The sequence below is a fragment of the Pseudomonas sp. LBUM1652 genome, from assembly GCF_059716105.1.
Genome location: NZ_CP166804.1, coordinates 1,257,915 through 1,283,721, shown reverse-complemented (window position 1 = coordinate 1,283,721; position 25,807 = coordinate 1,257,915). Strand labels below are relative to the sequence as shown.

The 25,807-nt window shown below is 58.7% G+C and carries 20 protein-coding genes; 13 read left to right on the top strand and 7 right to left on the bottom strand.

Annotation, left to right across the window (positions count from 1 at the left end):
* Window positions 1–28 precede the first annotated feature (28 nt).
* Both tsf and rpsB read right to left on the bottom strand, forming a co-directional pair.
* Complete coding sequence (tsf, locus tag ACA069_RS05670) at window positions 29–892, bottom strand: translation elongation factor Ts (protein WP_187679156.1); 864 nt, start codon at window positions 890–892, stop codon at window positions 29–31.
* A gap of 192 nt (window positions 893–1,084) precedes the next feature.
* Entirely contained in the window at window positions 1,085–1,822 is a 738-nt protein-coding gene (rpsB, locus tag ACA069_RS05665) for a 30S ribosomal protein S2 (RefSeq protein WP_187679157.1), read from the bottom strand.
* Between the two features lie 373 nt (window positions 1,823–2,195).
* Here rpsB and map point away from each other — a divergent pair, with 373 nt between their 5' ends.
* The 4 genes from map to ACA069_RS05645 all read left to right on the top strand — a co-directional run bounded on the left by map (window position 2,196) and on the right by ACA069_RS05645 (window position 7,942).
* Window positions 2,196–2,978, top strand: a complete 783-nt coding sequence (gene map, locus ACA069_RS05660) for a type I methionyl aminopeptidase (RefSeq protein WP_187679158.1) — start codon at window positions 2,196–2,198, stop codon at window positions 2,976–2,978.
* Between the two features lie 40 nt (window positions 2,979–3,018).
* Window positions 3,019–5,721: a [protein-PII] uridylyltransferase gene (locus ACA069_RS05655; RefSeq protein ID WP_489880863.1), complete on the top strand. Its 2,703-nt coding sequence runs from the start codon at window positions 3,019–3,021 to the stop codon at window positions 5,719–5,721.
* A 44-nt stretch (window positions 5,722–5,765) separates the two neighbouring features.
* Window positions 5,766–6,962, top strand: coding sequence for a succinyldiaminopimelate transaminase (dapC, locus tag ACA069_RS05650; RefSeq protein ID WP_489880862.1), 1,197 nt, complete (start codon window positions 5,766–5,768; stop codon window positions 6,960–6,962).
* A gap of 224 nt (window positions 6,963–7,186) precedes the next feature.
* Window positions 7,187–7,942, top strand: a complete 756-nt coding sequence (locus ACA069_RS05645; RefSeq protein ID WP_401270662.1) for a M12 family metallopeptidase — start codon at window positions 7,187–7,189, stop codon at window positions 7,940–7,942.
* 28 nt (window positions 7,943–7,970) lie between these two features.
* On the opposite strand, the gene ACA069_RS05640 is transcribed toward ACA069_RS05645, so the two are convergent.
* On the bottom strand, window positions 7,971–9,602 hold the full coding sequence (locus ACA069_RS05640; protein WP_401270660.1) for a Na+/H+ antiporter: 1,632 nt from the start codon (window positions 9,600–9,602) through the stop codon (window positions 7,971–7,973).
* A gap of 185 nt (window positions 9,603–9,787) precedes the next feature.
* Here ACA069_RS05640 and ACA069_RS05635 point away from each other — a divergent pair, with 185 nt between their 5' ends.
* The 4 genes from ACA069_RS05635 (at window position 9,788) to ACA069_RS05620 (ending at window position 12,909) form a co-directional block, all read left to right on the top strand.
* Window positions 9,788–10,150, top strand: coding sequence for an ArsC family reductase (locus tag ACA069_RS05635; RefSeq protein WP_401270657.1), 363 nt, complete (start codon window positions 9,788–9,790; stop codon window positions 10,148–10,150).
* A gap of 32 nt (window positions 10,151–10,182) precedes the next feature.
* Complete coding sequence (gene dapD / locus ACA069_RS05630) at window positions 10,183–11,217, top strand: 2,3,4,5-tetrahydropyridine-2,6-dicarboxylate N-succinyltransferase (protein WP_187680854.1); 1,035 nt, start codon at window positions 10,183–10,185, stop codon at window positions 11,215–11,217.
* An 85-nt stretch (window positions 11,218–11,302) separates the two neighbouring features.
* On the top strand, window positions 11,303–12,508 hold the full coding sequence (locus ACA069_RS05625; RefSeq protein ID WP_401270655.1) for an aminotransferase class V-fold PLP-dependent enzyme: 1,206 nt from the start codon (window positions 11,303–11,305) through the stop codon (window positions 12,506–12,508).
* Window positions 12,505–12,909 carry a SufE family protein gene (locus tag ACA069_RS05620; RefSeq protein ID WP_187680856.1) on the top strand — a complete coding sequence of 135 codons (405 nt, stop codon included), beginning with the start codon at window positions 12,505–12,507 and terminating at the stop codon, window positions 12,907–12,909. Before ACA069_RS05625 ends, ACA069_RS05620 begins: the two co-directional genes overlap by 4 nt.
* Before the next feature lie 115 nt (window positions 12,910–13,024).
* On the opposite strand, the gene tcdA is transcribed toward ACA069_RS05620, so the two are convergent.
* On the bottom strand, window positions 13,025–13,843 hold the full coding sequence (gene tcdA, locus ACA069_RS05615) for a tRNA cyclic N6-threonylcarbamoyladenosine(37) synthase TcdA (protein WP_187680857.1): 819 nt from the start codon (window positions 13,841–13,843) through the stop codon (window positions 13,025–13,027).
* 214 nt (window positions 13,844–14,057) lie between these two features.
* Between tcdA and ACA069_RS05610 the strand changes: the two genes are divergently transcribed.
* The 4 genes from ACA069_RS05610 (at window position 14,058) to ACA069_RS05595 (ending at window position 19,160) form a co-directional block, all read left to right on the top strand.
* Window positions 14,058–16,649, top strand: coding sequence for a glycosyltransferase (locus ACA069_RS05610; RefSeq protein ID WP_497616657.1), 2,592 nt, complete (start codon window positions 14,058–14,060; stop codon window positions 16,647–16,649).
* A 97-nt stretch (window positions 16,650–16,746) separates the two neighbouring features.
* The gene (dapE, locus tag ACA069_RS05605; protein ID WP_187680859.1) at window positions 16,747–17,898 is read left to right on the top strand and encodes a succinyl-diaminopimelate desuccinylase; all 1,152 of its coding nucleotides are present in this window, start codon (window positions 16,747–16,749) and stop codon (window positions 17,896–17,898) included.
* On the top strand, window positions 17,898–18,707 hold the full coding sequence (locus ACA069_RS05600) for a putative RNA methyltransferase (RefSeq protein WP_497616656.1): 810 nt from the start codon (window positions 17,898–17,900) through the stop codon (window positions 18,705–18,707). Before dapE ends, ACA069_RS05600 begins: the two co-directional genes overlap by 1 nt.
* A 75-nt stretch (window positions 18,708–18,782) precedes the next feature.
* On the top strand, window positions 18,783–19,160 hold the full coding sequence (locus ACA069_RS05595; RefSeq protein ID WP_497616654.1) for a hypothetical protein: 378 nt from the start codon (window positions 18,783–18,785) through the stop codon (window positions 19,158–19,160).
* A gap of 215 nt (window positions 19,161–19,375) precedes the next feature.
* On the opposite strand, the gene ACA069_RS05590 is transcribed toward ACA069_RS05595, so the two are convergent.
* From ACA069_RS05590 to ACA069_RS05580, 3 genes are all read right to left on the bottom strand, one after another.
* On the bottom strand, window positions 19,376–20,347 hold the full coding sequence (locus ACA069_RS05590; RefSeq protein WP_497615510.1) for an IS110 family RNA-guided transposase: 972 nt from the start codon (window positions 20,345–20,347) through the stop codon (window positions 19,376–19,378).
* Between the two features lie 310 nt (window positions 20,348–20,657).
* Window positions 20,658–22,472: a hypothetical protein gene (locus tag ACA069_RS05585; protein ID WP_497616653.1), complete on the bottom strand. Its 1,815-nt coding sequence runs from the start codon at window positions 22,470–22,472 to the stop codon at window positions 20,658–20,660.
* A 334-nt stretch (window positions 22,473–22,806) separates the two neighbouring features.
* The gene (locus tag ACA069_RS05580) at window positions 22,807–23,016 is read right to left on the bottom strand and encodes a cold-shock protein (protein WP_095189383.1); all 210 of its coding nucleotides are present in this window, start codon (window positions 23,014–23,016) and stop codon (window positions 22,807–22,809) included.
* Window positions 23,017–23,254: 238 nt separating this feature from the next.
* On the opposite strand from ACA069_RS05580, the gene plsB reads away from it, so the two are divergent.
* Window positions 23,255–25,756: a glycerol-3-phosphate 1-O-acyltransferase PlsB gene (gene plsB, locus ACA069_RS05575; RefSeq protein WP_401270641.1), complete on the top strand. Its 2,502-nt coding sequence runs from the start codon at window positions 23,255–23,257 to the stop codon at window positions 25,754–25,756.
* Window positions 25,757–25,807 lie beyond the last annotated feature (51 nt).

Genomic DNA, 25,807 nt, shown 5'->3' with positions numbered 1-25,807 from the left:
CTCTTTCGGGCGACAGTTGAAAACTGTCTTATTGCTTGGCGGCAGCCAGCTGGGCAGCAACTTCTTCAGCGAAGTTGTCGACCGGCTTCTCGATGCCTTCGCCTACTTTGAAGTAGGTGAAGGAAACGATTTCAGCACCCGCTTTCTTGGCCAGCTCGCCAACCTTGATTTCAGGGTTCTTGACGAACGCCTGCTCAACCAGGCTTGCTTCTGCCAGGAACTTGCTGATACGGCCTTTGACCATATTTTCAACAATGTTTTCTGGCTTGCCTTTGATTTTTTCTTCGTTCAGCTGCAGGAACACAGCTTTCTCGCGCTCGATAGCTTCAGCCGAAACTTCCGATGGCAGCAGGAACTCAGGGTTGCTTGCCGCTACGTGCATCGCGATGTCTTTGGCCAGCTCAACATCACCGCCCTTCAGAACAACAGCTACGCCGATTTTGTTGCCGTGCAGGTAACCACCAACAACATCACCTTCAACGCGAGTCAGGCGACGGATGTTGACGTTTTCGCCAACCTTGCCGACCAGTACCAGGCGATCAGCTTCTTGAGCTTCGATCAGCGGAGCAACATCAGTCAGCTTGTCGGCGAACGCTTTTTCAACGCTTGCAGCAACAAATGCCTTGAAGTCGTCCTGCAGAGCCAGGAAGTCAGTCTGCGAGTTCACTTCCAGCAGAACGGCGGATTTGCCGTCTTCTTTCAGCGCGATGGCACCTTCAGCAGCTACGTTACCTGCTTTCTTGGCAGCCTTGATCGCGCCCGAAGCACGCATGTCATCAATGGCTTTTTCGATGTCGCCGTCAGCCTTTTCCAGGGCTTTCTTGCAATCCATCATGCCTTCGCCGGTACGCTCGCGCAGTTCTTTAACCAACGCCGCAGTAATTGCTGCCATTTTCAAATTCCTCTTGGATAGGTTTTCAACCATTCCACCCGATCGAACGGGCGTTCAATTCTTCCCGAATTACCTTTGTTAGCCGCTGCACGTTACAGATGCTGTAGCTGCGCTGTTAACAAATGGTTTTCGAGGTGGCAAAAAGGGGGCCAAGCCCCCTTTTTGCTTACTGAGTCAACGCCAGGGCGTCAATTACTCAGCTGCAGCCTGAGTTTCTTCAGCTGCGAATTCTACAGTGCCGCCGGAAACATTGTTGCGACCACGGATAACTGCGTCAGCCATCGAACCCATGTACAGCTGGATAGCGCGGATTGCGTCATCGTTGCCTGGGATGATGTAGTCAACGCCTTCCGGGCTGCTGTTGGTATCGACAACGCCGATAACCGGGATGCCCAGCTTGTTGGCTTCGGTGATCGCGATGCGCTCGTGGTCAACGTCGATCACGAACAGTGCGTCTGGCAGACCGCCCATGTCCTTGATGCCGCCCAGCGAACGATCCAACTTCTCAAGATCACGAGTGCGCATCAGCGCTTCTTTCTTGGTCAGCTTGGCGAAAGTACCGTCTTCGGCCTGAACTTCAAGGTCACGCAGACGCTTGATGGAAGCACGAATGGTTTTGAAGTTGGTCAGCATGCCGCCCAACCAGCGGTGATCGACGTACGGCGAACCGCAACGTGCTGCTTCTTCAGCAACGATCTTGCCAGCGGAACGCTTGGTGCCGACGAACAGAATCTTGTTTTTGCCCTGGGCCAGACGCTCTACGAAAGTCAGAGCTTCGTTGAACATTGGCAGGGTTTTTTCAAGGTTGATGATGTGAATCTTGTTACGCGCGCCGAAAATGTACTTACCCATTTTCGGGTTCCAGTAACGGGTTTGGTGACCGAAGTGCACACCGGCCTTCAGCATATCGCGCATATTGACTTGGGACATGATAGTTCCTTAATAAGTCGGGTTTGGCCTCCACGTATCCCAATGACCAACCAGTGGCTTAAAGCCAAAAGCACCCAGGTCATCGTGTCGACACGTGTGTGGATTTAAGCTTTTCGGGGTATCCCCGGAAAGCGGCGCATTTTATACCACAGGGTGCGCAGAAACGGAACCCGAAATCTTTAATCACACCAAGGACATGGGCGCAGCCCCCTTGGAATCGACTCGGCGCGCACCATTGTAGAGAGAGAAGCGATGCAGGCAGGCGCGGATTTGCTCCTTTCGTCTGTTAGAATCGCGTTTTTCAGGGTCGCAAAACGAACACCTGCCGCCCTATCCGTATCAGCAAGCGCCGCCGAGCGCAGAGAGAGCCTGTATGACCGTCAACCTCAAAACCCCCGAGGACATCGCTGGCATGCGTGTCGCCGGCAAACTGGCCGCCGATGTGCTGGAAATGATTGCCGAACATGTAAAACCAGGCGTCACCACCGATCAACTGAACCAGATCTGCCACGACTATATCGTCAACGAGCAGCAGGCCATCCCTGCCCCGCTCAACTACAAGGGCTACCCGAAGTCGATCTGCACCTCGATCAACCACGTGGTCTGCCACGGCATCCCGAACGACAAACCGCTGAAAAACGGCGACACCCTGAACATTGACGTCACCGTTATCAAGGACGGTTACCACGGCGATACCAGCCGCATGTTCCATGTCGGCGAAGTGCCGGTCTGGGCCGAGCGCCTGTCGCAGATCACTCAGGAATGCATGTACAAGGCGATCGAGATCGTCAAACCTGGCTGCCGTCTGGGCGACATCGGTGAAGTCATCCAGAAGCACGCAGAAAAGAACGGCTTCTCGGTGGTTCGCGAGTTCTGCGGCCACGGCATCGGCAAGGTGTTCCACGAAGAGCCGCAGATCCTGCACTACGGCCGCGCTGGCACCGGCATGGAACTGAAGGCCGGCATGACCTTCACCATCGAGCCGATGATCAACCAGGGCAAGGCCGACACCAAAGTATTGGGCGACGGCTGGACCGCGATCACCAAGGACCGCAAGCTCTCGGCCCAGTGGGAACACACTTTGCTGGTCACCGACACCGGCTACGAGATCTTCACCTTGCGCGCCGACGACACCATTCCCCGCGTCTCGGCCTGATCCCAAAAACGCTCCCAGCCTATAGAAGGAAAGCCAATCGATGCCGCAGGTGGATCCCGAACTCTTCGACCGCGGCCAGTTCCAGGCTGAACTGGCCCTGAAAGCGAGCCCCATCGCGGCGTTCAAGAAGGCGATCCGCCAGGCCCGCGAAGTGCTCGATGCGCGCTTTCGCAGCGGCCGCGATATACGCCGGCTGATCGAAGACCGCGCCTGGTTCGTCGACAACATCCTGCAAAAGGCCTGGGAACAGTTCAACTGGAGCGAAGACGCCGACATCGCGCTGGTCGCGGTCGGCGGTTATGGCCGTGGTGAATTGCACCCCTACTCCGACATCGATTTGCTGATCCTGCTGGACAGTGCCGATCACGAAGTTTTCCGCGATTCCATCGAGCGTTTTCTCACCTTGCTGTGGGATATCGGCCTGGAAGTCGGTCAGAGCGTTCGTTCGGTGGATGAGTGTGCCCAAGAGGCGCGCGCCGATCTGACCGTCGTCACCAACCTCATGGAAAGCCGCACCATCTGTGGCCCCGAGCGTTTGCGCCAACGCATGCTCGACGTTACCAGCACCGCCCACATGTGGCCGGCCAAGGAGTTCTTCCTGGCCAAACGCGCCGAGCAGAAGGCTCGCCACCACAAGTACAACGACACCGAATACAACCTGGAGCCCAACGTCAAAGGCTCGCCCGGCGGGCTACGGGATATTCAGACGATTCTGTGGGTTGCCCGTCGTCAATACGGCACCCTGAACCTGCGCGCCCTTGCCGGCGAAGGCTTTTTGGTCGAGAGCGAAAACGCCCTGCTCGCCTCCTCCCAGGAATTCCTCTGGAAAGTGCGCTACGCCCTGCACATGCTCGCCGGCCGCTCCGAAGACCGCTTGTTGTTCGATCATCAACGCACCATTGCCGGGCTACTCGGTTTTGAAGGCGACGACGCCAAGCAGGCTGTCGAAAACTTCATGCAGCAGTACTTTCGCGTGGTGATGAGCATCGCCCAGCTCAGCGACCTGATCATCCAGCATTTCGAGGAAGTCATCCTCGCCCCGGAAGACGAAGCGCCGCCCCATCCGATCAACTCGCGCTTCCAGTTGCACGACGGCTATATCGAAGCACGCAACGACAACGTGTTCCGCCGTACGCCGTTCGCCATGCTGGAGATTTTCGTGCTGATGGCTCAGCAGCCGGAAATCAAAGGCGTGCGCGCCGATACCATTCGTTTGCTGCGCGAGCACCGGCACCTGATCGACGACAACTTCCGCAACGACATCCGCAATACCAGCCTGTTTATCGAGCTGTTCAAGTGCAAGATCGGCATCCACCGCAACCTGCGCCGGATGAACCGTTACGGCATTCTCGGGCGCTATCTGCCGGAGTTCGGCTTTATCGTCGGGCAGATGCAACACGACCTGTTCCACATCTATACGGTCGACGCGCACACCCTGAACCTGATCAAGCACCTGCGTAAGTTGCAGTACACCCAGGTGTCGGAAAAATTCCCGCTGGCCAGCAAGCTTATGGGCAAGTTGCCCAAACCCGAGCTGATCTACCTCGCCGGCCTGTACCACGACATTGGCAAGGGCCGGCATGGCGATCACTCGGAGATCGGCGCGGTCGATGCCGAGGCGTTCTGCCAGCGCCATCAGTTGCCGGTGTGGGACAGCCGCCTGATCGTCTGGCTGGTGCAAAACCATCTGGTGATGTCGACCACCGCCCAGCGCAAGGACTTGTCCGACCCGCAGGTGATCCACGATTTTGCCCAGGCGGTCGGCGATGAAACCCGCCTCGACTACCTGTACGTGCTGACTGTGGCCGACATCAACGCGACGAACCCGACGCTGTGGAATTCCTGGCGCGCCAGCCTCTTGCGCCAGCTCTACACCGAGACCAAACGCGCCTTGCGCCGCGGCCTGGAAAACCCGGTGGATCGCGAAGAGCAGATCCGCCAGACCCAAAGTGCAGCGCTGGACATTCTTGTGCGCGGCGGCACCGATCCAGACGACGTCGAGCAGTTGTGGGGGCAGTTGGGCGATGACTACTTCCTGCGTCACACAGCCGGCGATGTAGCCTGGCACAGCGACGCCATACTCCAGCAGCCAGCCGATGGCGGGCCGTTGGTGTTGATCAAGGAAACCACCCAGCGTGAATTCGAGGGCGGTACGCAGATCTTCATTTATGCACCGGATCAGCACGACTTCTTCGCTGTGACTGTGGCGGCAATGGATCAGCTCAACTTGAACATTCACGATGCTCGGGTCATCACGTCCAGCAGCCAGTTCACCCTCGATACCTACATCGTGCTCGACAACGACGGTGAATCCATCGGCGACAACCCGGCACGGATCAAGCAGATCCGCGAGGGCCTGACCGAAGCCCTGCGCAACCCCGACGACTACCCGACGATCATTCAGCGCCGGGTGCCGCGCCAGCTCAAGCATTTTGCCTTTGCGCCACAAGTGACGATTCACAACGACGCCCAGCGTCCGGTGACGGTTCTGGAACTGACCGCACCCGACCGTCCAGGCCTGTTGGCGCGGATCGGCGGAATTTTCCTGGAGTTCGACCTGTCGCTGCAGAACGCCAAGATTGCGACCCTGGGCGAACGGGTGGAGGACGTGTTCTTCATCACCGACGCGCACAACCAGCCGCTGTCCGATCCCCTGCTGTGCAGCCGTTTGCAGGATGCGATCGTCGAGCAACTGAGCGTCAATCAGGAACCCGATATCAAGCTTTCGCGCATCAGTATCTGACTGCGCGCCCGGATTAACCTGCTTTGCAATGAGACCCCGTACAAATGAACAACGCTCTGAACCAGCTCCAGCCCTACCCGTTCGAGAAACTCCGCGCCCTGCTCGGTACCGTCACGCCGAACCCGGACAAGCGCCCGATCGCCCTGTCGATCGGTGAGCCGAAACACCGCTCCCCAAGCTTTGTCGCCGAGGCGCTGGCAAACAGTCTGGATCAGATGGCGGTATACCCGACCACCCTTGGCATTCCCGCCCTGCGCGAAGCCATCGCTGGCTGGTGCGAGCGCCGCTTTGGCGTACCGAGCGGCTGGATCGACCCGGCCCGTAACGTGCTGCCGGTCAACGGCACACGCGAAGCGTTATTCGCGTTCACCCAGACCGTGGTCAACCGTGGGGACGATGCGCTGGTGGTCAGCCCGAACCCGTTTTATCAGATCTACGAAGGCGCCGCGTTCCTCGCGGGGGCCAAGCCGCATTACCTGCCGTGCCTGGATGAAAACGGCTTCAACCCTGACTTCGATGCAGTTTCGCCAGATATCTGGAAGCGCTGCCAGATCCTGTTTCTGTGCTCGCCGGGTAACCCGACCGGCGCGCTGATCCCGGTCGACACCCTGAAAAAGCTCATCGCCCTGGCAGACGAATACGACTTCGTCATTGCCGCCGACGAGTGCTACAGCGAGTTGTACTTCGACGAACAGACCCCGCCGCCGGGTCTGCTCACTGCCTGCGTTGAACTGGGCCGCAAAGACTTCAAACGCTGCGTGGTTTTCCACAGTCTGTCCAAGCGCTCCAACCTGCCGGGATTGCGTTCTGGTTTCGTTGCCGGTGATGCAGACATTCTCAAGGGCTTCCTGCTGTATCGCACCTACCACGGCTGCGCGATGCCGGTACAAACCCAGTTGGCCAGCGTCGCCGCGTGGAACGACGAAGTACACGTGCGTGCCAACCGCGCGTTGTATCGCGAGAAGTTCGATGCTGTGCTGGAAATCCTCAGCCCGGTGATGGATGTTCAGCGCCCCGACGGCAGCTTCTACTTGTGGCCGAATGTTGAAGGCGACGATGCAGCTTTCTGCCGCGACCTGTTCGCCGAAGAACACGTCACCGTGGTGCCGGGCTCGTACTTGTCCCGCGACGTTGATGGCGTCAATCCGGGTGCTGGTCGCGTGCGGATGGCGTTGGTCGCCCCCTTGGCCGAATGCGTAGAAGCCGCAGAACGAATTCGCGCGTTCGTTACCCGGAAGTAATACTCACACATACCGTGCCAGGCAATCTGGCACGGTAATCAGACAATAAAGAAACGCCAACTTACAACACCACACTTTACCTTCCGCTGCCAAGAAAATAACTTGATCAGCGCAAAAACAACAACTAAACAAAAACCAGTTGCCTGACCAGCAAACTTAAAACCCAAACAACTAAAATCCATGCCCGGACACGGGACAACTACATACATCAAAAGGAATTGAACATGCTCAACTCGAAACCCTGCCTGAAACTTGAAATAACTGATCCAGTTGCCAGTTTCCGAGCAGCCATCAATGAAAACCCCAAGAATACTTCACACGCCTCCAACTCCGGCCTGTCTCCGCGCGCAACTGCAATCCTGGCAAAGTGCTGGAAGCCTGATCGCCACCTGACCATTTCATTCATGGACCAGCCTCCCGCCGCGCTGAAAGAGGCGATAAAAAGACATATTTGGGAGTGGGCTGACTATGTCAGCCTTACCTTTAGTTTCATCGACAGTAAAGATGGAATAATCAGGATAAAAACCGATACTGCTGAAAATGCCTCTCAAATCGGTACCGACGCACTTACCATAGACGCAAACAAACCGACTATGTTCATCGCCGCGCGGCCCGGAGACTTGGATTTTCGCACAGTTGTATTGCACGAGTTCGGCCATGCCCTGGGCTTACATCATGAACACTTACACCCCGACGCAAACATCCCCTGGGACAAACCCAAAGTCTATAAAGAATACGCAGAGAAATGGGGCATGAATAAAAAAAGCGTGGACCTGAACATCTTTACGCCGATTACCGAGCAAGTCGCCATCACCGACTACGATACAACTTCCATCATGCATTATCCGGTCGAAAAGGAACTCACCGATGGAAAATTCGAAGTGGCGATGAATACAGAAATCAGCAGCAAAGACAAAAAAATCGTCGCGTATTACTACCCAATCGATATCCCCGACGGCGGCTCCTGCGAGACCCCATGAATCAACCGTCAGGAACAGTCGTTCACGATTACTTGACCTGCCCCAGATTGGCTTCGCTCAGGTCCAACTCGCCAAGCACCTCTCTGAGTACGTCATCGCCGATCTGGTGATGGCGGCTGAGGCTGTAGAGTTCCAGACGCTGTGCACGTAGTGCCTTCAGGCGCAAACGGCGTTCCAGCAGATCCATCTGGAACGCCAGCGCCTGGGCTTCGGCGGAATCGTTGAACACGTCGAGTTGATGGCGATACTCGGACATGATCCGTGCTTTCAGTTCCGCTGCCAGTGCCGCTTGTGCGGCGTCTTGCGGTGCGAGTTCTTCGGTCTCCAACGAATGAATCGCGGCCTCGGCAGTTTTGCGCCAGGCATCGCGCACTTCCTGACGGCGCTTTTCGTCGGGGCTCTTCTGAATGCCTCGCAGGAGCAATGGCAACGCGATACACGCCGAAATCAGCGACAGCAGAATCACCCCGGCGGCGATAAAAATCAGCAGATCCCGTTCGGGAAACGCTTCGCTTCCCATCAGCATCGGCACTGACATCACACCCGCCAGCGTCACCGCACCGCGCACACCGCCCACCGTCAGCAGCCAGCAGGATCGCGCGGTGGGCACCTGGGTCAGATCACCCTTGCCGCGCAAACGTCGCAGGAGCACTGACAAACGCCAGATACTTTGTACCCAGACAAATCGCAGCACCACCAGCGCTAGAAAAATTGCCACCACGTCGAGGCAGCGATACAGCAGCGTCGGCCAGAGTGTCGGCTCATGACTGACAACGGCCTTGATGATGTCCGGCAATTGCAGACCCAGCAGCAGGAAGATCAGACCATTGAAGGCGAACTCCAGCAATGCCCAGACACTGCGATTGAGCAGGCGAGTGCTGGTCTGACGCGGCAGCAGATCGAGCCAGCTCTGCATCATCCCCGCCGCCACGGCAGACAGAATGCCCGAAGCCCCCAATCGTTCGGCCAGCACATACGCGGCGAACGGTAGCAGCAACATAAACACCACATGGGTAGCCGGATCGTCCCAGCCGCGGGCAATCATCCAGGCGCGCAGGCGACCCACCAGCCAGCTCAAAGCCACCCCGACGGCCAACCCTCCAACCGCCACCAGCACAAACGTCAGGCTCGCATTAGCCAGCGAGAACACCCCGGTCACCGCTGCGACCAAGGCGAACTTGAACGTCACCAGACCCGAAGCGTCGTTCATCAGCGCTTCACCTTGCAGCATGTGCATCAGCGGCGTGGGCAAGCGGTTTTGCGAAATGGCCGAGACCGCTACGGCGTCCGTTGGCGACAACACCGCCGCCAATGCGAAAGCCACGGGCAGCGGAATCGTTGGCAGTAACCAGTGAATGAAATACCCGGCGCCCACCACGGTAAACAGCACCAGCCCGACTGCCAGTGTCAGAATCGGCCCACGCAGGTGCCAGAGCTCACGCTTGGGCATGCGCCATCCGTCGGAGAACAACAGCGGTGGCAGGAACAGAAACAGGAAAAGCTCCGGGTCCAGCGCCACGTGCAGACCAAGTGTTGGCCAGGCCAACAGGGCGCCGGCGGCGATTTGTACCAGAGGAAGCGGCAGCGGAATTACCCGTCCGACCAGACGCGAGACGCTGACCAGCATCAGCAGGATCAGGACGGTGTAAGCAGTTTGCATAAAGCGAAAATCTCAGACGATCGACAGCGTTGAACTGCCATATTAGCCGCTTAGGCTGTGCCTGGCCTTTGCACCTATGTCGCAGCCCTCTGAAACTCGGCTCCCACAGGTTTTGCGTATTAGCTGAAGGGTCATGGCATAATCCGACACCATTTTTTTCCAGCACCTGTAAAGGGGGCGATTCCTTGACCGATTCAAGTAAAACGTTGCACCTTTTCGGCATCAAAGCCTGCGACACCATGAAGAAGGCGCGCACCTGGCTCGATGAACACGCTGTCAGCTACGACTTCCATGATTACAAGACTGCCGGCATCGACCGTGAGCACCTGACTCAATGGTGTGACGAGCACGGCTGGCAAACGGTGTTGAACCGTGCAGGCACGACCTTTCGCAAACTCGACGACGAACGTAAAGCCGATCTCGACCAGTCGAAAGCCATCGAACTGATGCTCGCTCAACCCTCGATGATCAAGCGCCCGGTGCTCGATCTCGGTGACCGAACCCTGATTGGCTTTAAGCCAGACATCTACGCGGCCGCGATCAAATAAGCAGCCCGTCACTTTTTTGTAGAGGTATTCACATGTCCAATTCCCTGTTCAGCATCGCTTTCGGTGTCGGCACCCAGAACCGCCAAGGCGCGTGGCTGGAAGTGTTCTACGCACAGCCACTGCTCAATCCTTCGGCCGAACTGGTCGCTGCCGTTGCACCGATCCTCGGTTACACCGAAGGCAACCAGGCCATCACTTTCACCACCGCACAGGCTGCGCAACTGGCTGAAGCCGTCAAAGGCATCGACGCCGTTCAAGGCAAGCTGCTGACCCGTCTGGCCGAGAGCCACAAGCCGCTGGTTGCCACGCTGCTGGCTGAAGATGCGCAGCTGACCTCGACACCTGAGGCCTACCTCAAGCTGCACCTGCTGTCCCATCGTTTGGTCAAGCCGCACGGCCTGAGCCTTGCCGGTATCTTCCCGCTGCTGCCGAACGTAGCGTGGACCAGCCAGGGCGCAATCGACCTGAGCGAACTGGCCGAACTGCAACTGGAAGCCCGTCTGCGCGGCGAGCTGCTGGAAGTGTTCTCGGTGGACAAGTTCCCGAAAATGACCGACTACGTGGTACCGGCCGGCGTGCGTATCGCTGATGCTGCGCGTCTGCGTCTGGGCGCCTACGTGGGCGAAGGCACCACCGTGATGCACGAAGGTTTCATCAACTTCAACGCCGGCACCGAAGGCCCGGGCATGATCGAAGGCCGCGTCTCCGCAGGCGTCTTCGTCGGCAAGGGTTCGGACCTGGGCGGCGGTTGCTCGACCATGGGCACCCTGTCGGGCGGCGGCAACATCGTGATCAAGGTTGGCGAAGGCTGCCTGATCGGCGCCAACGCCGGTATCGGCATCCCGTTGGGCGACCGCAACACTGTCGAGTCGGGCCTGTACGTGACCGCCGGCACCAAAGTAGCGCTGCTGGACGAGAACAATAATCTGGTCAAAGTCGTGAAGGCGCGTGAACTGGCCGGTCAGACCGACCTGCTGTTCCGTCGCAATTCGGAAACCGGTGCCGTGGAGTGCAAAACCCACAAATCGGCGATCGAACTCAACGAAGCGCTGCACGCTCACAACTAAGTGCTGTAAGCACCTGGGGGAGCGAGCCTGCTCGCTCCCACAAGGTTTGGCGTAATTCCGCCCCTCTTCACCAGGGCTATGAACCGTGATGATTCCCTCCCCCTGGCGCGCCGATTTCCCGGCCATCGCCGCCCTGCAACGGCAAGACCAGACCTATCTGGACAACGCCGCCACCACGCAAAAACCTCAGGCCTTGCTCGACGCGCTGGCGCATTACTACGCCAACGGCGCGGCCAATGTGCATCGCGCGCAGCATCTTCCCGGTGCCCACGCGACACAGGCGTTCGAAGACAGTCGGCTCAAGGTGGCGCAATGGCTGAATGCCGGTGACAGCGGGCAAATCATCTTTACCCACGGCGCCACCAGTGCGCTGAATCTCCTGGCGTATGGCCTGGAGCACCTCTTCCATCCGGGCGATGAAATTGTCATCAGCGCCCTGGAGCATCACGCCAACCTGCTGCCGTGGCAGCAACTGGCACAACGTCGCGATCTGAAACTGGTGATCCTGCCGCTGGATGACGATGGCGTAATCGACCTCGCTGCCGCCGTGCACCTGATCGGCCCGCGCACCCGCTTGCTGGCGGTCAGTCAGTTGTCCAACGTGCTGGGTGCGTGGCAACCGTTGCCGGCGCTGCTGGGCATGGCCAAGGCGCAGAACGCGCTGACCGTGGTCGACGGCGCCCAAGGTGTGGTGCACGGTCGACATGACGTGCAGGCGCTTGGTTGTGACTTTTATGTGTTTTCCAGCCACAAGCTGTACGGCCCCGATGGCCTCGGTGTTCTGTTCGGGCGCAATAAAGCGCTGGAACAGCTGAAGCCGTGGCAGTTCGGCGGTGAAATGGTGCTGGAAGCCAACTACCACGATTCGCGCTTCCGCCCTGCCCCGCTGGGTTTCGAGGCGGGCACGCCGCCGATTGCCAGCGTGATCGGCCTCGGTGCGACCCTCGATTATCTTGCCGGGCTGGATCAGGAAGCCGTGTCCGCTCATGAAGCGGCGCTGCACGACTATCTGCTGCGCGGCCTCGCTGCCCGCAATGGCATTCGTCTACTGGGCAAGCCGCAACTGGCCCTGGCCAGTTTTGTCGTCGAGGGCGTGCACAACGCCGATCTGGCGCATCTGCTGACCGAGCAAGGCATCGCCGTGCGCGCCGGGCACCACTGCGCCATGCCGTTGCTGAAAAGCTTCGAGCTGGCCGGGGCGATTCGGGTGTCGCTGGCGCTGTACAACGATTCCGAGGATCTGGAGCGTTTTTTCGAAGCGCTGGATCAGGCGCTGGAGTTGTTGCGATGAGCCTGCCGACTGATGCCGCCGAGGCGCTGCAAACCTTTCAGAATGCTGCCGGTTGGGAACAGCGGGCGCGATTGCTGATGCAGTTCGGTGATCGTCTGCCGCCGCTGAGCGACGCGGATAAATGCGATGCCAACCGGGTGCATGGCTGTGAAAGCCAAGTGTGGTTGCTGGGCGAGTTGCAGGACGGCCACTGGCAATTCAGCGCCAGCAGTGATGCGCGGATGATTCGCGGGTTGGTGGCATTGCTGTTGTTGCGGGTCAACGGGTTGTCGGCGACTGAATTGCAGCAGGTGGATTTGCCGGACTGGTTCAGCCAGCTGGGGCTTTCGCGGCAGTTGTCGCCGTCGCGCAGCAATGGCCTCAATGCGGTGCTCCAGCGGATGAATGAGTTGGCGAGTTAATCGCCATCGCTGGCAAGCCAGCTCCCACAAGGTTCTATGGTGTTCACAAATGCAGTGAACCTACCAAATACCTGTGGGCGCTGGCTTGCCAGCGATGAGGCCATCAGCCCCGGCATCAAACCTGAGGTTTGACTCGATCCGCCGGCCGCCGAACCCCAGCCACAATCTTATCCACAGCCTTGGTCGCCGCGACCATGCCGAACGTCGCCGTCACCATCATCACCGCACCAAACCCGCCCGCGCAGTCCAGTTTCACGCCATCACCGACAAAACTCTTCTGCAAACAGATGCTGCCATCCGGTTTCGGGTAGCGAAGTTGTTCCGTGGAAAACACACACGGCACGCTGTAGTGACGGGTCACGGTGCGCGAGAAACCGTAGTCACGACGCAGCGTGGATCGCACTTTCGAAGCCAACGGGTCGTTGAACGTGCGGTTCAGATCGCAGACCTGAATCAGCGTCGGATCAATCTGCCCGCCCGCACCGCCAGTCGTGATGATCTGGATCTTGCGGCGTTTGCACCAGGCGATCAGCGCAGCCTTGGCGTTGACGGCGTCGATGCAGTCAATCACGCAGTCGATGTTCGGCGTGATGTATTCGGCCATGGTGTCGCGAGTGACGAAATCCGCCACCGCATGGACGGTGCAGTCCGGGTTGATCCCGCGCAGTCGCTCGGCCATCACCTCGACCTTCGGTTTGCCGACGGTGCTGTCCAGCGCATGCAACTGGCGGTTGGCGTTGCTCACGCAAACGTCATCCAGATCGAACAGGGATATTTCGCCGACGCCGCAACGGGCGATGGCTTCCGCCGCCCAGGAGCCGACGCCACCGACGCCGACGATCGCCACATGGGCCGCGCGCAAGCGCTCCATGCCTTCGATGCCATACAAACGGGCGATGCCTGCAAACCGCGGATCTTCTGTACTCATGACCATTACCCCAAAAACCGGCGCGCATTATAGGGCTACGCAGCGACAAGTTTTAACCTTCGATCTACAAGTGTAAGAACTTAAGTCAAAGCGGATTGCCCAATGTCAGGCAATTCCCTGTCTGTTGTACGACTTGCGAACTACCGGTGTAGGATGCGCGCCCCATTGGCGTATAGCCTACCGATCCTCCGTTCCACAGCCTTTGGAACCCGAAACAGCTATGTCATCGCGTAAATTTGGTCTCAACCTGGTGGTGGTTCTGGCAATCGCCGCCCTGTTCACCGGCTTCTGGGCGCTGATCAATCGCCCGGTCTCCGCGCCCAACTGGCCGGAGCAGATCTCCGGTTTCTCCTATTCGCCGTTCCAGCAGGGCCAATTCCCGCAGAAGGATCAGTACCCTTCCGACGAAGAAATGCGCCGTGACCTGGAGATCATGAGCAAGCTGACGGACAACATCCGCATCTACTCGGTCGATGGCTCGCTGCAAGACATCCCGAAACTGGCGGAAGAATTTGGTTTGCGCGTGACCTTGGGGATCTGGATCAGCCCCGACCAGGAGCGCAACGAGCGGGAAATCACTCGCGCCATCGAACTGGCGAACACCTCGCGCAGCGTGGTTCGCGTGGTAGTCGGCAACGAAGCGATCTTCCGTAAGGAAATCACTGCCGAGCAACTGAGCGTGCTGCTTGATCGCGTACGCGCAGCCGTCAAAGTACCGGTGACCACCTCCGAGCAATGGCACGTCTGGGAAGAACACCCGGAGCTGGCCAAGCACGTCGATCTGATTGCCGCTCACGTTCTGCCGTACTGGGAATTCATCCCGGTCGACAAGGCCGGCCAGTTCGTTTTCGACCGCGCCCGCGACCTGAAAAAGATGTTCCCGAAAAAACCGCTGCTGCTGTCCGAGGTGGGCTGGCCGAGCAACGGCCGAATGCGCGGCGGCGCCGATGCGTCGCCGGCGGATCAGGCGATCTACCTGCGAACTTTGGTCAACAAGCTCAACCGCCAGGGCTTCAACTACTTCGTGATCGAAGCGTTCGACCAGCCGTGGAAAGCCAGTGACGAAGGTTCGGTTGGCGCGTATTGGGGCGTGTTCAACGCCGCGCGTCAGCAGAAATTCAACTTCGAAGGCCCGGTGGTGGCGATCCCGCAATGGCGTGTGCTGGCGGTCGGCTCGGTGGTACTGGCGCTGTTGTCGCTGACCTTGCTGATGATCGACGGCTCGGCCCTGCGCCAGCGTGGCCGGATCTTCCTGACCTTTATCGCCTTCCTTTGCGGATCGGTGCTGGTGTGGATCGGTTACGACTACAGCCTGCAATACAGCACCTGGTTTAGCCTGACAGTGGGCTTCCTCCTGGCGCTGGGTGCGCTCGGGGTATTTATCGTGTTGCTCACAGAGGCCCATGAACTGGCCGAAGCGGTGTGGATTCACAAACGCCGACGGGAATTCCTGCCCGTGGAGGGCGACTCCAGCTACCGGCCAAAAGTGTCGATCCACGTGCCTTGCTACAACGAGCCGCCGGAAATGGTCAAACAGACCCTCGACGCCCTGGCCGCCCTCGATTACCCGGACTACGAAGTCCTGATCATCGACAACAACACCAAGGACCCGGCGGTGTGGGAACCGGTGCGAGACTACTGCGAAATCCTCGGCCCGCGCTTCAAGTTCTTCCACGTCGCGCCATTGGCAGGTTTCAAGGGCGGCGCGTTGAATTATCTGCTTCCGCACACTGCCAAGGATGCCGAAGTGATCGCGGTGATCGACTCCGATTACTGCGTGCATCCGAACTGGCTCAAGCACATGGTGCCGCACTTCGCCGACCCGAAAATTGCCGTGGTGCAGTCGCCGCAGGATTACCGCGACCAGAACGAAAGCACCTTCAAGAAGCTCTGTTACGCCGAGTACAAAGGCTTCTTCCATATCGGCATGGTCACCCGTAACGACCGCGACGCGATCATCCAGCACGGCACCATGACCATGACTCGTCGTTCGGTTCTGGAAGAATTGGGCTGGGCCGACTGGTGCATCTGTGAAGACGCTGAACTGGGTCTGCGCGTGTTCGAAAAAGGCCTGTCGGCGGCGTATTACCACGACAGTTACGGCAAGGGTCTGATGCCGGATACGTTCATCGACTTCAAGAAGCAGCGTTTCCGCTGGGCTTACGGCGCAATCCAGATCATCAAGCGTCACACCGGCAGCCTGCTGCGCGGCAAGGACACCGAACTGACCCGTGGCCAGCGTTACCACTTCCTCGCGGGCTGGTTGCCGTGGGTGGCGGACGGCATGAACATCTTCTTCACCGTCGGCGCACTGTTGTGGTCGGCGGCGATGATCATCGTGCCGCAACGGGTCGATCCGCCACTGTTGATCTTCGCGATCCCGCCATTGGCACTGTTCGTGTTCAAGGTCGGCAAGATCATCTTCCTGTATCGCCGCGCGGTGGGCGTGAACCTGAAAGATGCATTCTGCGCGGCACTGGCGGGTCTGGCGTTGTCTCACACCATCGCCAAAGCGGTGTTGTACGGCTTCTTCACCAGCAGCATTCCGTTCTTCCGCACGCCGAAAAACGCCGACAACCATGGCTTCTGGGTGGCGATTTCCGAAGCGCGGGAAGAGCTGTTCATCATGCTGCTGTTGTGGGGCGCGGCGCTGGGGATCTACCTGGTGCAGGGTATTCCAAGCAACGACATGCGCTTCTGGGTGGTCATGTTGCTGGTGCAATCATTGCCGTACCTGGCGGCATTGATCATGGCGTTCCTGTCGTCGCTGCCAAAACCTTCGGCGGCACCTGAGCCAGCACCGGCCGTCTAAATCCTCATCGATGCACTAAACGGCGGCCAATGGTCGCCGTTTTGCTTTAAGATAACCGCCATTTTGCGCGCCTTGCCCCCAGATTCCGGAGTTCTCCATGACGGCCCACGCCGACCTTTCGCCGACCCTCCAACTCGCCATCGACCTGATCCGCCGTCCGTCCGTGACGCCGGTCGACGCCGATTGCCAGAAGCAGATGATGCAGCGCCTGGGTGATGCCGGTTTCACCCTGGAGCCGATGCGCATCGAGGATGTGGATAACTTCTGGGCCATCCATGGCAACAACGACGGCCCGGTGCTGTGCTTCGCCGGTCACACCGACGTAGTGCCGACCGGCCCGGTGACTGCATGGCAGATCGACCCGTTCAATGCCATCATCGATGAACACGGCATGCTCTGCGGCCGTGGCGCGGCAGACATGAAAGGCAGCCTGGCGTCGATGACTGTCGCCGCCGAGCGCTTCGTCGCCGACTACCCGAACCACAAAGGCAAAGTCGCGTTTCTGATCACCAGTGACGAAGAAGGCCCGGCGCACCACGGCACCAAGGCAGTGGTTGAACGTCTGGTCGCGCGTAATGAGCGTCTGGACTGGTGCATCGTCGGCGAACCGTCGAGCACCACGCTGGTGGGTGACGTGGTCAAAAACGGCCGTCGCGGCTCGCTTGGTGCCAAGCTAACCATCAAGGGTATTCAGGGCCACGTCGCCTACCCGCATCTGGCGAAGAACCCGATCCACCTGGCCGCTCCGGCACTGGCCGAATTGGCCGCCGAGCACTGGGATCACGGCAACGACTTTTTCCCGCCGACCAGTTTCCAGATTTCCAACGTCAACTCCGGCACCGGCGCGACCAACGTGATTCCGGGCGACCTGGTGGCCGTGTTCAACTTCCGTTTCTCCACCGAATCCACCGTTGAAGGCCTGCAGAAACGCGTTGCCGACATCCTCGACAAACATGACCTGGACTGGCACATCGACTGGGCGCTGTCCGGCCTGCCATTCCTCACCGAGCCAGGCGCTCTGCTCGACGCGGTGTCGGCGAGCATCAAGGACATCACCGGCCGCGAGACCAAGGCGTCTACCAGCGGTGGCACTTCCGATGGCCGCTTCATCGCGACCATGGGCACTCAGGTGGTTGAACTGGGCCCGGTCAATGCGACCATTCACCAGGTCAACGAGCGCGTACTGGCGGCCGATCTCGACGTACTGACCGAGATCTACTACCAGACCCTGATCAAGTTGCTTGCCTGATGCTTGCGTGCCCGATCTGCAGTGAGCCGCTGAATCCGGTGGATAACGGCGTGGTCTGCCCCGCCGGGCATCGTTTCGACCGTGCGCGTCAGGGTTACTTGAATCTGTTGCCGGTGCAGCACAAGAACAGCCGCGATCCTGGCGACAATCAGGCAATGGTCGAGGCCCGCCGCGACTTCCTGAACGCTGGGCATTACGCACCGGTGGCCAAGCGTCTGGCCGAGTTGGCGGCGAGTTACGCGCCGGCGCGCTGGGTCGATATCGGTTGTGGCGAGGGTTACTACACCGCGCAGATCGCCGAGGCCCTGCCGGATGCCGATGGCTACGCGCTGGACATCTCCCGTGAAGCGGTCAAACGCGCCTGCAAACGCAATCCGCAACTGACCTGGTTGATCGCCAGCATGGCCCGCGTGCCGTTGGCGTCGGGCAGTTGCCAGTTCCTGGCCAGTGTTTTCAGTCCATTGGATTGGGAAGAAGCCAAGCGTCTGCTCAGCGTAGGCGGCGGGCTGATGAAAGTCGGCCCGACCAGTGGCCATCTGATGGAGTTGCGCGAACGTCTATACGACGAAGTCCGTGAGTACACCGACGACAAGCATCTGGCCTTGGTGCCGGAAGGCATGGCGCTGGCGCACAGTGAGACGCTTGAGTTCAAACTGACGCTGGACAAGCCCGAGGATCGCGCCAACCTGCTGGCGATGACGCCCCACGGCTGGCGTGCCAGCGCCGAGCGTCGCGCGGCGGTGATCGAACAGGCCGAGCCGTTCGAGACCACCGTGTCGATGCGCTACGATTATTTCGTTCTTCAATAACTTTTGGTCTCGGGCAAATGCCCGGGGCCGGCTAAATCCGCGAATGGATTTTTCAGACCCGCAGTGAGGACATCCATGCGCCAACCGGATATCGAGATTTACCTGAAAGACGCCGACGTCGACCACAAGGCCATTTCGGCCTGGCTGGGCGAAGCGCTGGGCCCGTGCAGCGACTGGGTGCAGAAAGGCCAAACCTACAAGTGCATGGCAGGCAAAGTCCCGGTGACCTGGCTGCCGAAAGCCGTGGGCAAGTGGAACAGCCTGTACCTGGAAAGCGATGCGACCCCATGGGATGACGACATCGCCTGCGCCCGGGCCGCGTTTGCTGCGCTGAACGTCGAAGTGCGTTGTGCGCCGGGGACGTGGGTCGAGGAAGAAGGCGAGGAAACGGCGGATCGCTGGATGCGCATCAGCGCCGATGGTGAAGAAGAGATCACCTGGAAGACCGCCTGATTTCAATCCCCTCGAACGGACAGAGCCCTGAAAACTCTGATTTACAGGGGTCTTGTTCCGCGACGGCAGGCCTGAAAAAAAGCCGCATACTGTCATAACTGACAGAGTGATTATTCGTACAGTAATGCTTTCAGGGCATTCTCACTCAAAAAAGACCGCAGCCTCGGGCAGTGCCTACAGGGTGATGTATACACCTGTAGATACCGTCTTGCCCCTCATCGGGCAAGGGCAATTTTCGGGTCAAATGGCTGGCCCGATTTAAGAACGGCGTAGACAAAATGTAGGAGTTTGCGCATCGCTGCACAGATGATTTGCTTGGGGGCCTTGCCGTTGGCCTTCAAGCGGTCCTTCATGGCGATGATTGCCTTGTTGTGCTTCAGTGCAACCAACCCAGGCATGTATAGACCCGCCCGAACGCGAGCCGATCCGATTCTCGAAATCACTGTTCTGCCTTTGAACTTTCCCGAGTCCTGCAGCTTTGGGTTCAACCCGGCGGCAGCGACCAGCTTGCGAGGGTCGTCATATTTACGCAGGTCGCCCAACTCGGCCAGCAGCCGCTCAAGGGTTTTCTGGCCGATACCGTCGATGGTCACGATCAAGTCGCGCATTTGGCGCATGTCTGGATCATCGTCGATGTGTTTTTTGATTGCTTTGTGAGTTTCAACGATCTCTTTCTCGATGTGACGCAGCACAGAGTTGATCGAGTCTTTGACCTTTTCGTCGGATACATCCAGGCGATTGAGCTCCATTTGCTCCATTTCCTGAAGGTCATCCAAGCGACGTACCATCGCCTTTAGCTGACGATATTTCAGCGGCTCTGGAGCCCAAAGCTGAAGCTTTTCAGCCTTTTCCCGAGCAAAGTCAGCGATCAATTTGGCGTCGCTTTTGTCGGTTTTTATCCGGCGCAGCTCGCTGTCGGCGTAAGCGTGGGTCGTAGCCGGATTGACGACGCAGACCTGGTAACCCTTGTTGTAGACGAACTCGGCAAGTTCCAGGTGATAAACGCTGGTGGCTTCCATCACGATCAGGGCTGTAGGCTCGACCTGCTTGTTCAACCAGGCGTCAAACTCTTTGAAACCTTTTGAGTCGTTAGCCAGTTTGGCTTTGGTTTTGTGCTTGCCGTTTGGCAGGTGAGTAGCGATATCAAAGGTGTTTTTAGCGACATCGACGCCGACGAAATTGGACATGACCGTTTCTCCATTAATCCGTTTTCGATCATCACTGCACTCTGTCCAACCTTGCGAATGCGGGCTCTCGCCAGAGACGGGCCCAAGATACCGTTCGAACTATACGAGTGAGTGTGGAGGGCTGGAGCACGATCTACATCACAGGCAAAAAGCCTAAGGAGCTGCACGGCTTCCAAGTCCCTCCCTCGATGATCAGTCGAGAACTATCGCTCCTGACGGAGCGATAGTCGAGATACAAGGAGCTGCCGCAGGCTGAGATCTTTTGATCCTGAAGTTCATAGCTCTGAACCTCGAATCATTGCTCCTCTCCTCAGTTCCAACTACCCACGACCTGATCACCCTTGTTGAATTCGAACCGGGCTGACTCTGCAGTCGTTCTGGGCAATGTCACTTTGATGATCGGCACTGCCTTGCTGGAATACTTGTAAAAGTCCTGCTGGTTGAATCGGGCATCCGCCAAACCGTTACTCGTATAAAAGAACGCCTTGATCGGAATGGTCGTATGGATGTTCTGTGGCCATGTCGCCAGACGGATTTCATTCCACGAGTTGAAAGACTCGGCCCCCATTAAATTCATGGCCAGTATTCCCTGATAAAACGTATTGGCTGCAAGCGTTCCCTGACTGGATCGGACATTGAACCCACACTGACGCTGGTATTTCCATCCTGCGGGCCCCTGGTTGTAATGGTTGAGCCATCCTGCAGCAGTGGTAATTCCCTGCTGTTCGCATGAGCGACTGACCGTTGGATAGTTACGGGATACGCCACAGCCCTGATCAGCCCTTATGTCACTGCCTCCGTCTATGGGAAAAATGCATAGAACCTGAACTTCCACGCTCCCCGCCGGGCGTTGCTGAGATGGAAAAAAAATGAAACCACTGGTGTTTGGATAGCTGGCGGGAAATCCTTTGAAGCGCGCATCTTTACGCAAGTAAAAAAATGAAACGCCACCGTTCTGCTGCGAAAGCGGACTGGGGTTCCAGGCGCGATAGCCGGTGCCATTGATCGTCGCCCGCAATATGACACCTGAACACAACGCCGCAGGTAGAGAAGCACTGCCGCAATTTGGCCGCGTATCGGCGTACTGTGCATTAAGATCATTGGCAACGCGCTGCCCATCGCCTTCCGGCACCGTACCGATTACCCGCACGGGCAGCGATGACGATGTAATCAGACTGCCCGCTCCACCCACCTTGTAGGTGTAAGTGAGGTTGACCGTACGCCCCTTGTTTTCGCTGATCCAGGCTTTGGGCAACTTGAAGGTCAGCGTGCCCACGGTGGACACGGTCTGAATTGGCGCATCACGCAACGCCACACCGGTCAGGCGCACACCGACGGTGTCCTTCGCTGCCAGGCTCGGATAACTGACCTGTACGTTGGCTTCGGTACCGAGCGTATCGGCATTCAACTCGCCCGTCGGGGCTTCGACCACCTTGAACACACTCTGGCCCTGCGCGCTGACCACGCGGATGCTCAGTGGGGACGAGGTAATCAGATTTCCGACACCGCCGACCTTGTAGGTGTAAGTCAGGTTGACCGTACGCCCCTTGTTTTCGCTGATCCAGGCTTTGGGCAACTTGAAGGTCAGCGTGCCCACGGTGGACACGGTCTGGATCGGCGCATCACGCAACGCCACACCGGTCAGGCGCACACCGACGGTGTCCCTAGGCGCCTGACTCGGATAATTCACCTGAACAGTGGCCTCTGTGCCGAGCGTATCGGCATTCAACTCGCCCGTCGGGGCTTCGACCACCTTGAACACACTCTGGCCCTGCGCGCTGACCACGCGGATGCTCAGTGGGGACGAGGTAATCAGATTTCCGACACCGCCGACCTTGTAGGTGTAAGTCAGGTTGACCGTACGCCCCTTGTTTTCGCTGATCCAGGCTTTGGGCAACTTGAAGGTCAGCGTGCCTACGGTGGACACGGTCTGGATCGGCGCATCACGCAACGCCACACCGGTCAGGCGCACACCGACGGTGTCCCTAGGCGCCTGACTCGGATAATTCACCTGAACAGTGGCCTCTGTGCCGAGGGTATCGACATTCAACTCGCCTCCCGGCGCGTCGACCACTTTGAATATCGATGGCTGCGCCGCCGAAATACCTGGTTCTTGTTGTGGCAATGCCAGGCCTGTCATTGCGCGAGCGAGCGGTTCCGGAGAAGCATTTTCGGAGGTCGTCTGACCTGAGCACCCGAAAAGCCCCAAGACCAGCAAAATCGAAATACCCTTCCACATGACCGCTTTCCTCTCGCGTAGGTAGAGCCCTGAAAATACGGGCTCCAGGGCACGTTTTCGCGAAAGTAGCCGTGAGAACAAAAGCTGTCTACTGTCAGATCTGACAGGGTGTTTATTCATACAGCGCAGCGTTGGATGAAATTTCACACCCAAAAAAAGATCGCAGCCTGCGGCAGCTTTTGTAGTAGCTGCAGAAGGCTGCGATCTTTTGATCCTGGATTTACAGGCCTACAACATCCTCAGCCTGCAAACCCTTGTCACCTGTCACCACCGCATACTCGACCTGCTGGCCTTCGGTCAGCGACCGATGCCCTTCGCCGCGAATCGCGCGGTAGTGCACGAACACGTCCACCCCGTCTTCGCGCTGAATGAAGCCGTAGCCCTTGGCGTCGTTGAACCACTTCACGTTGCCGGTTTCACGTGTTGCCATCTGTTCATACTCCTTTTTTATTATTGAACAGGCTTTTCGCAGGAAAGCCTTTGAGGAACGTCAGCCTGCGTCCGACGTCCATAAACGGGCCCCGGCGACAGAGCGCCGAGTATATGACAGGCACGAAAACTCTCAACCGGAGTTTACTTCGCCGCTTTTTTGCCGATTTTCGATGAATCCGTCACACTAGCGCCCACCCGAGCAAACGCTCGGTTTTATCAACTCACGCAGAAGCCGTATGACCCGCTCCCCGTTTCGCCGTCTTGTGTTTGGCACCTTGCGCCGACTGTTGTACCTCTGGGTTCGCTCGGAGACGATCAACCAGTCGTCGTTCACCCTCAACCTCGACCGCAGTCGTCCGGTGTTCTACGTCCTGCAAAACCCATCGCTGACCGATCTGGCCGTGCTCGATACCGAGTGCACCAAGGCCGGTCTGCCGCGCCCGGTGCTGCCGGTGTCGGTGGGTTCGTTGATTGAGCCTGCCGCGTTCTTCTATCTGACACCGGACCCGGACTGGCTCGGCCGTCAGGACAAACGCGGTGCGCCGCCGACCCTGACCCGCCTGGTCAGCGCCCTCACGCAAAACGCCGCCGAAGACGCGCAGATCATTCCAGTCAGTGTGTTCTGGGGTCAGTCACCGGACAGCGAAAACAGTCCGTGGAAGCTGCTGTTCGCCGACAGCTGGGCGGTCACCGGGCGTCTGCGCCGGCTGCTGAGCATCATGATTCTCGGGCGCAAGACTCGTGTGCAGTTCTCCGCGCCGATCCACCTGCGCGAGCTGATCGAACACAACAAGGGCCATGAACGCACCGTGCGTATGGCCCAGCGGATCCTGCGCGTACACTTCCGCAACCTCAAGGCAGCGGTGATCGGCCCGGACATTTCCCACCGCCGCAACCTGGTTAAAGGCCTGCTCAACCAGCCACTGGTCAAGCAAGCGATCCTCGACGAAGCCGAGCGCGAAAACATCTCCCCGGAAAAAGCCAAGGCCCAGGCCCTGCGCTACGGCAACGAGATCGCCTCGGACTACACCTACACCGCGATCCGCTTCCTTGAAGTGGTGCTGAGCTGGTTCTGGAACAAGATCTACGACGGCATCAAGGTCAACCACATCGAAGGTGTGCAAAAGGTCGCCCAGGGTCACGAAGTGATCTACGTGCCGTGCCACCGCAGCCACATCGACTACCTGCTGCTCTCATACTTGCTGTTCCGCAACGGCCTGACCCCGCCGCACATCGCCGCCGGGATCAACCTCAACATGCCGGTAATCGGCAGCCTGCTGCGCCGTGGCGGTGCGTTCTTCATGCGCCGCACGTTCAAGGGCAATCCGCTGTACACCTCGGTGTTCAACGAATACCTGCACACCCTGTTCACCAAAGGTTTCCCGGTCGAGTACTTCGTCGAGGGCGGCCGCTCGCGTACCGGGCGCATGCTGCAACCGAAAACCGGGATGCTCGCAATCACGATGCGCAGCTTCCTGCGTTCGTCGCGCATGCCTATCGTGTTCGTGCCGGTGTACATCGGTTACGAGCGCGTGCTGGAAGGTCGCACCTACCTCGGCGAACTGCGCGGGGCGAGCAAGAAGAAAGAATCGATCTTCGACATCTTCAAAGTCATCGGTGCGCTGAAGCAGCGCTTCGGGCAGGTCGCCGTCAACTTCGGCGAGCCGATCAAACTGGCGGAATTCCTCGACGCCGAGCAACCGGACTGGCGCCAGCAGGAACTCGGCCCGCAGTACAAACCGGCGTGGCTCAACGAAACCACCAATCGCCTCGGCGAGAAAGTCGCGCAGCATCTGAACGAAGCGGCGGCGATCAACCCGGTCAATCTGGTGGCGCTGGCGCTGCTGTCGACCACTCGCCTGGCGCTGGACGATCGCGCCATGGCGCGGGTGCTGGACCTGTATCTGGCGCTGCTGCGCAAGGTGCCGTACTCGCCACACACGACATTGCCGGAAGGCGATGGCCGCGCGCTGATCGAGCATGTGAAGGACATGGATCTACTGGCCGAGCAGAACGACGCACTGGGCAAGATTCTCTATCTGGACGAGCAAAATGCCGTCCTGATGACTTACTACCGCAACAACGTGCTGCACATCTTCGCCCTGCCGGCGCTGCTGGCGAGTTTCTTCCAGAGCACCTCGCGCATGAGCCGCGAACAGATCCTGCGCTACACCCGCGCGTTGTACCCGTACTTGCAGTCGGAGCTGTTCATCCGCTGGAGCCTGGACGAACTCGATGCCGTGGTCGATCAATGGCTGGAAGCCTTCGTCGAACAAGGCCTGCTGCGTTTCGAAAAAGAGGTGTACCTGCGCCCTGCGCCGAGTTCGCGGCATTTCGTGTTGCTGACCCTGCTGTCGAAAAGCATTGCGCAGACCCTGCAACGCTTCTACATGACCGTGTCGCTGCTGCTCAACGCCGGCCAGAACACCGTCAGCGCCGAAGAACTGGAAGACCTCTGCACCGTCATGGCCCAGCGCCTGTCGATCCTGCATGGCCTCAACGCCCCGGAGTTTTTCGACAAGAGCCTGTTCCGCCACTTCATCCAGACCCTGCTCGACCTCGACGTGCTGCGCCGCGACGAAGCCGGCAAGCTGAGCTACCACGAGCTGCTCGGCGAACTGGCCGAAGGCGCGGCGAAACGCGTGTTGCCGGCGGAGATTCGTTTGTCGATCCGTCAGGTGGCGCTGCACCGCAGTGAAGATGCGGCCGATCAGGTCGCCACACCGCCCGAAGCTTGATGAACAACCTGTGGGAGTGAGCCTGCTCACTCCCACATTGAAAGGAGATTT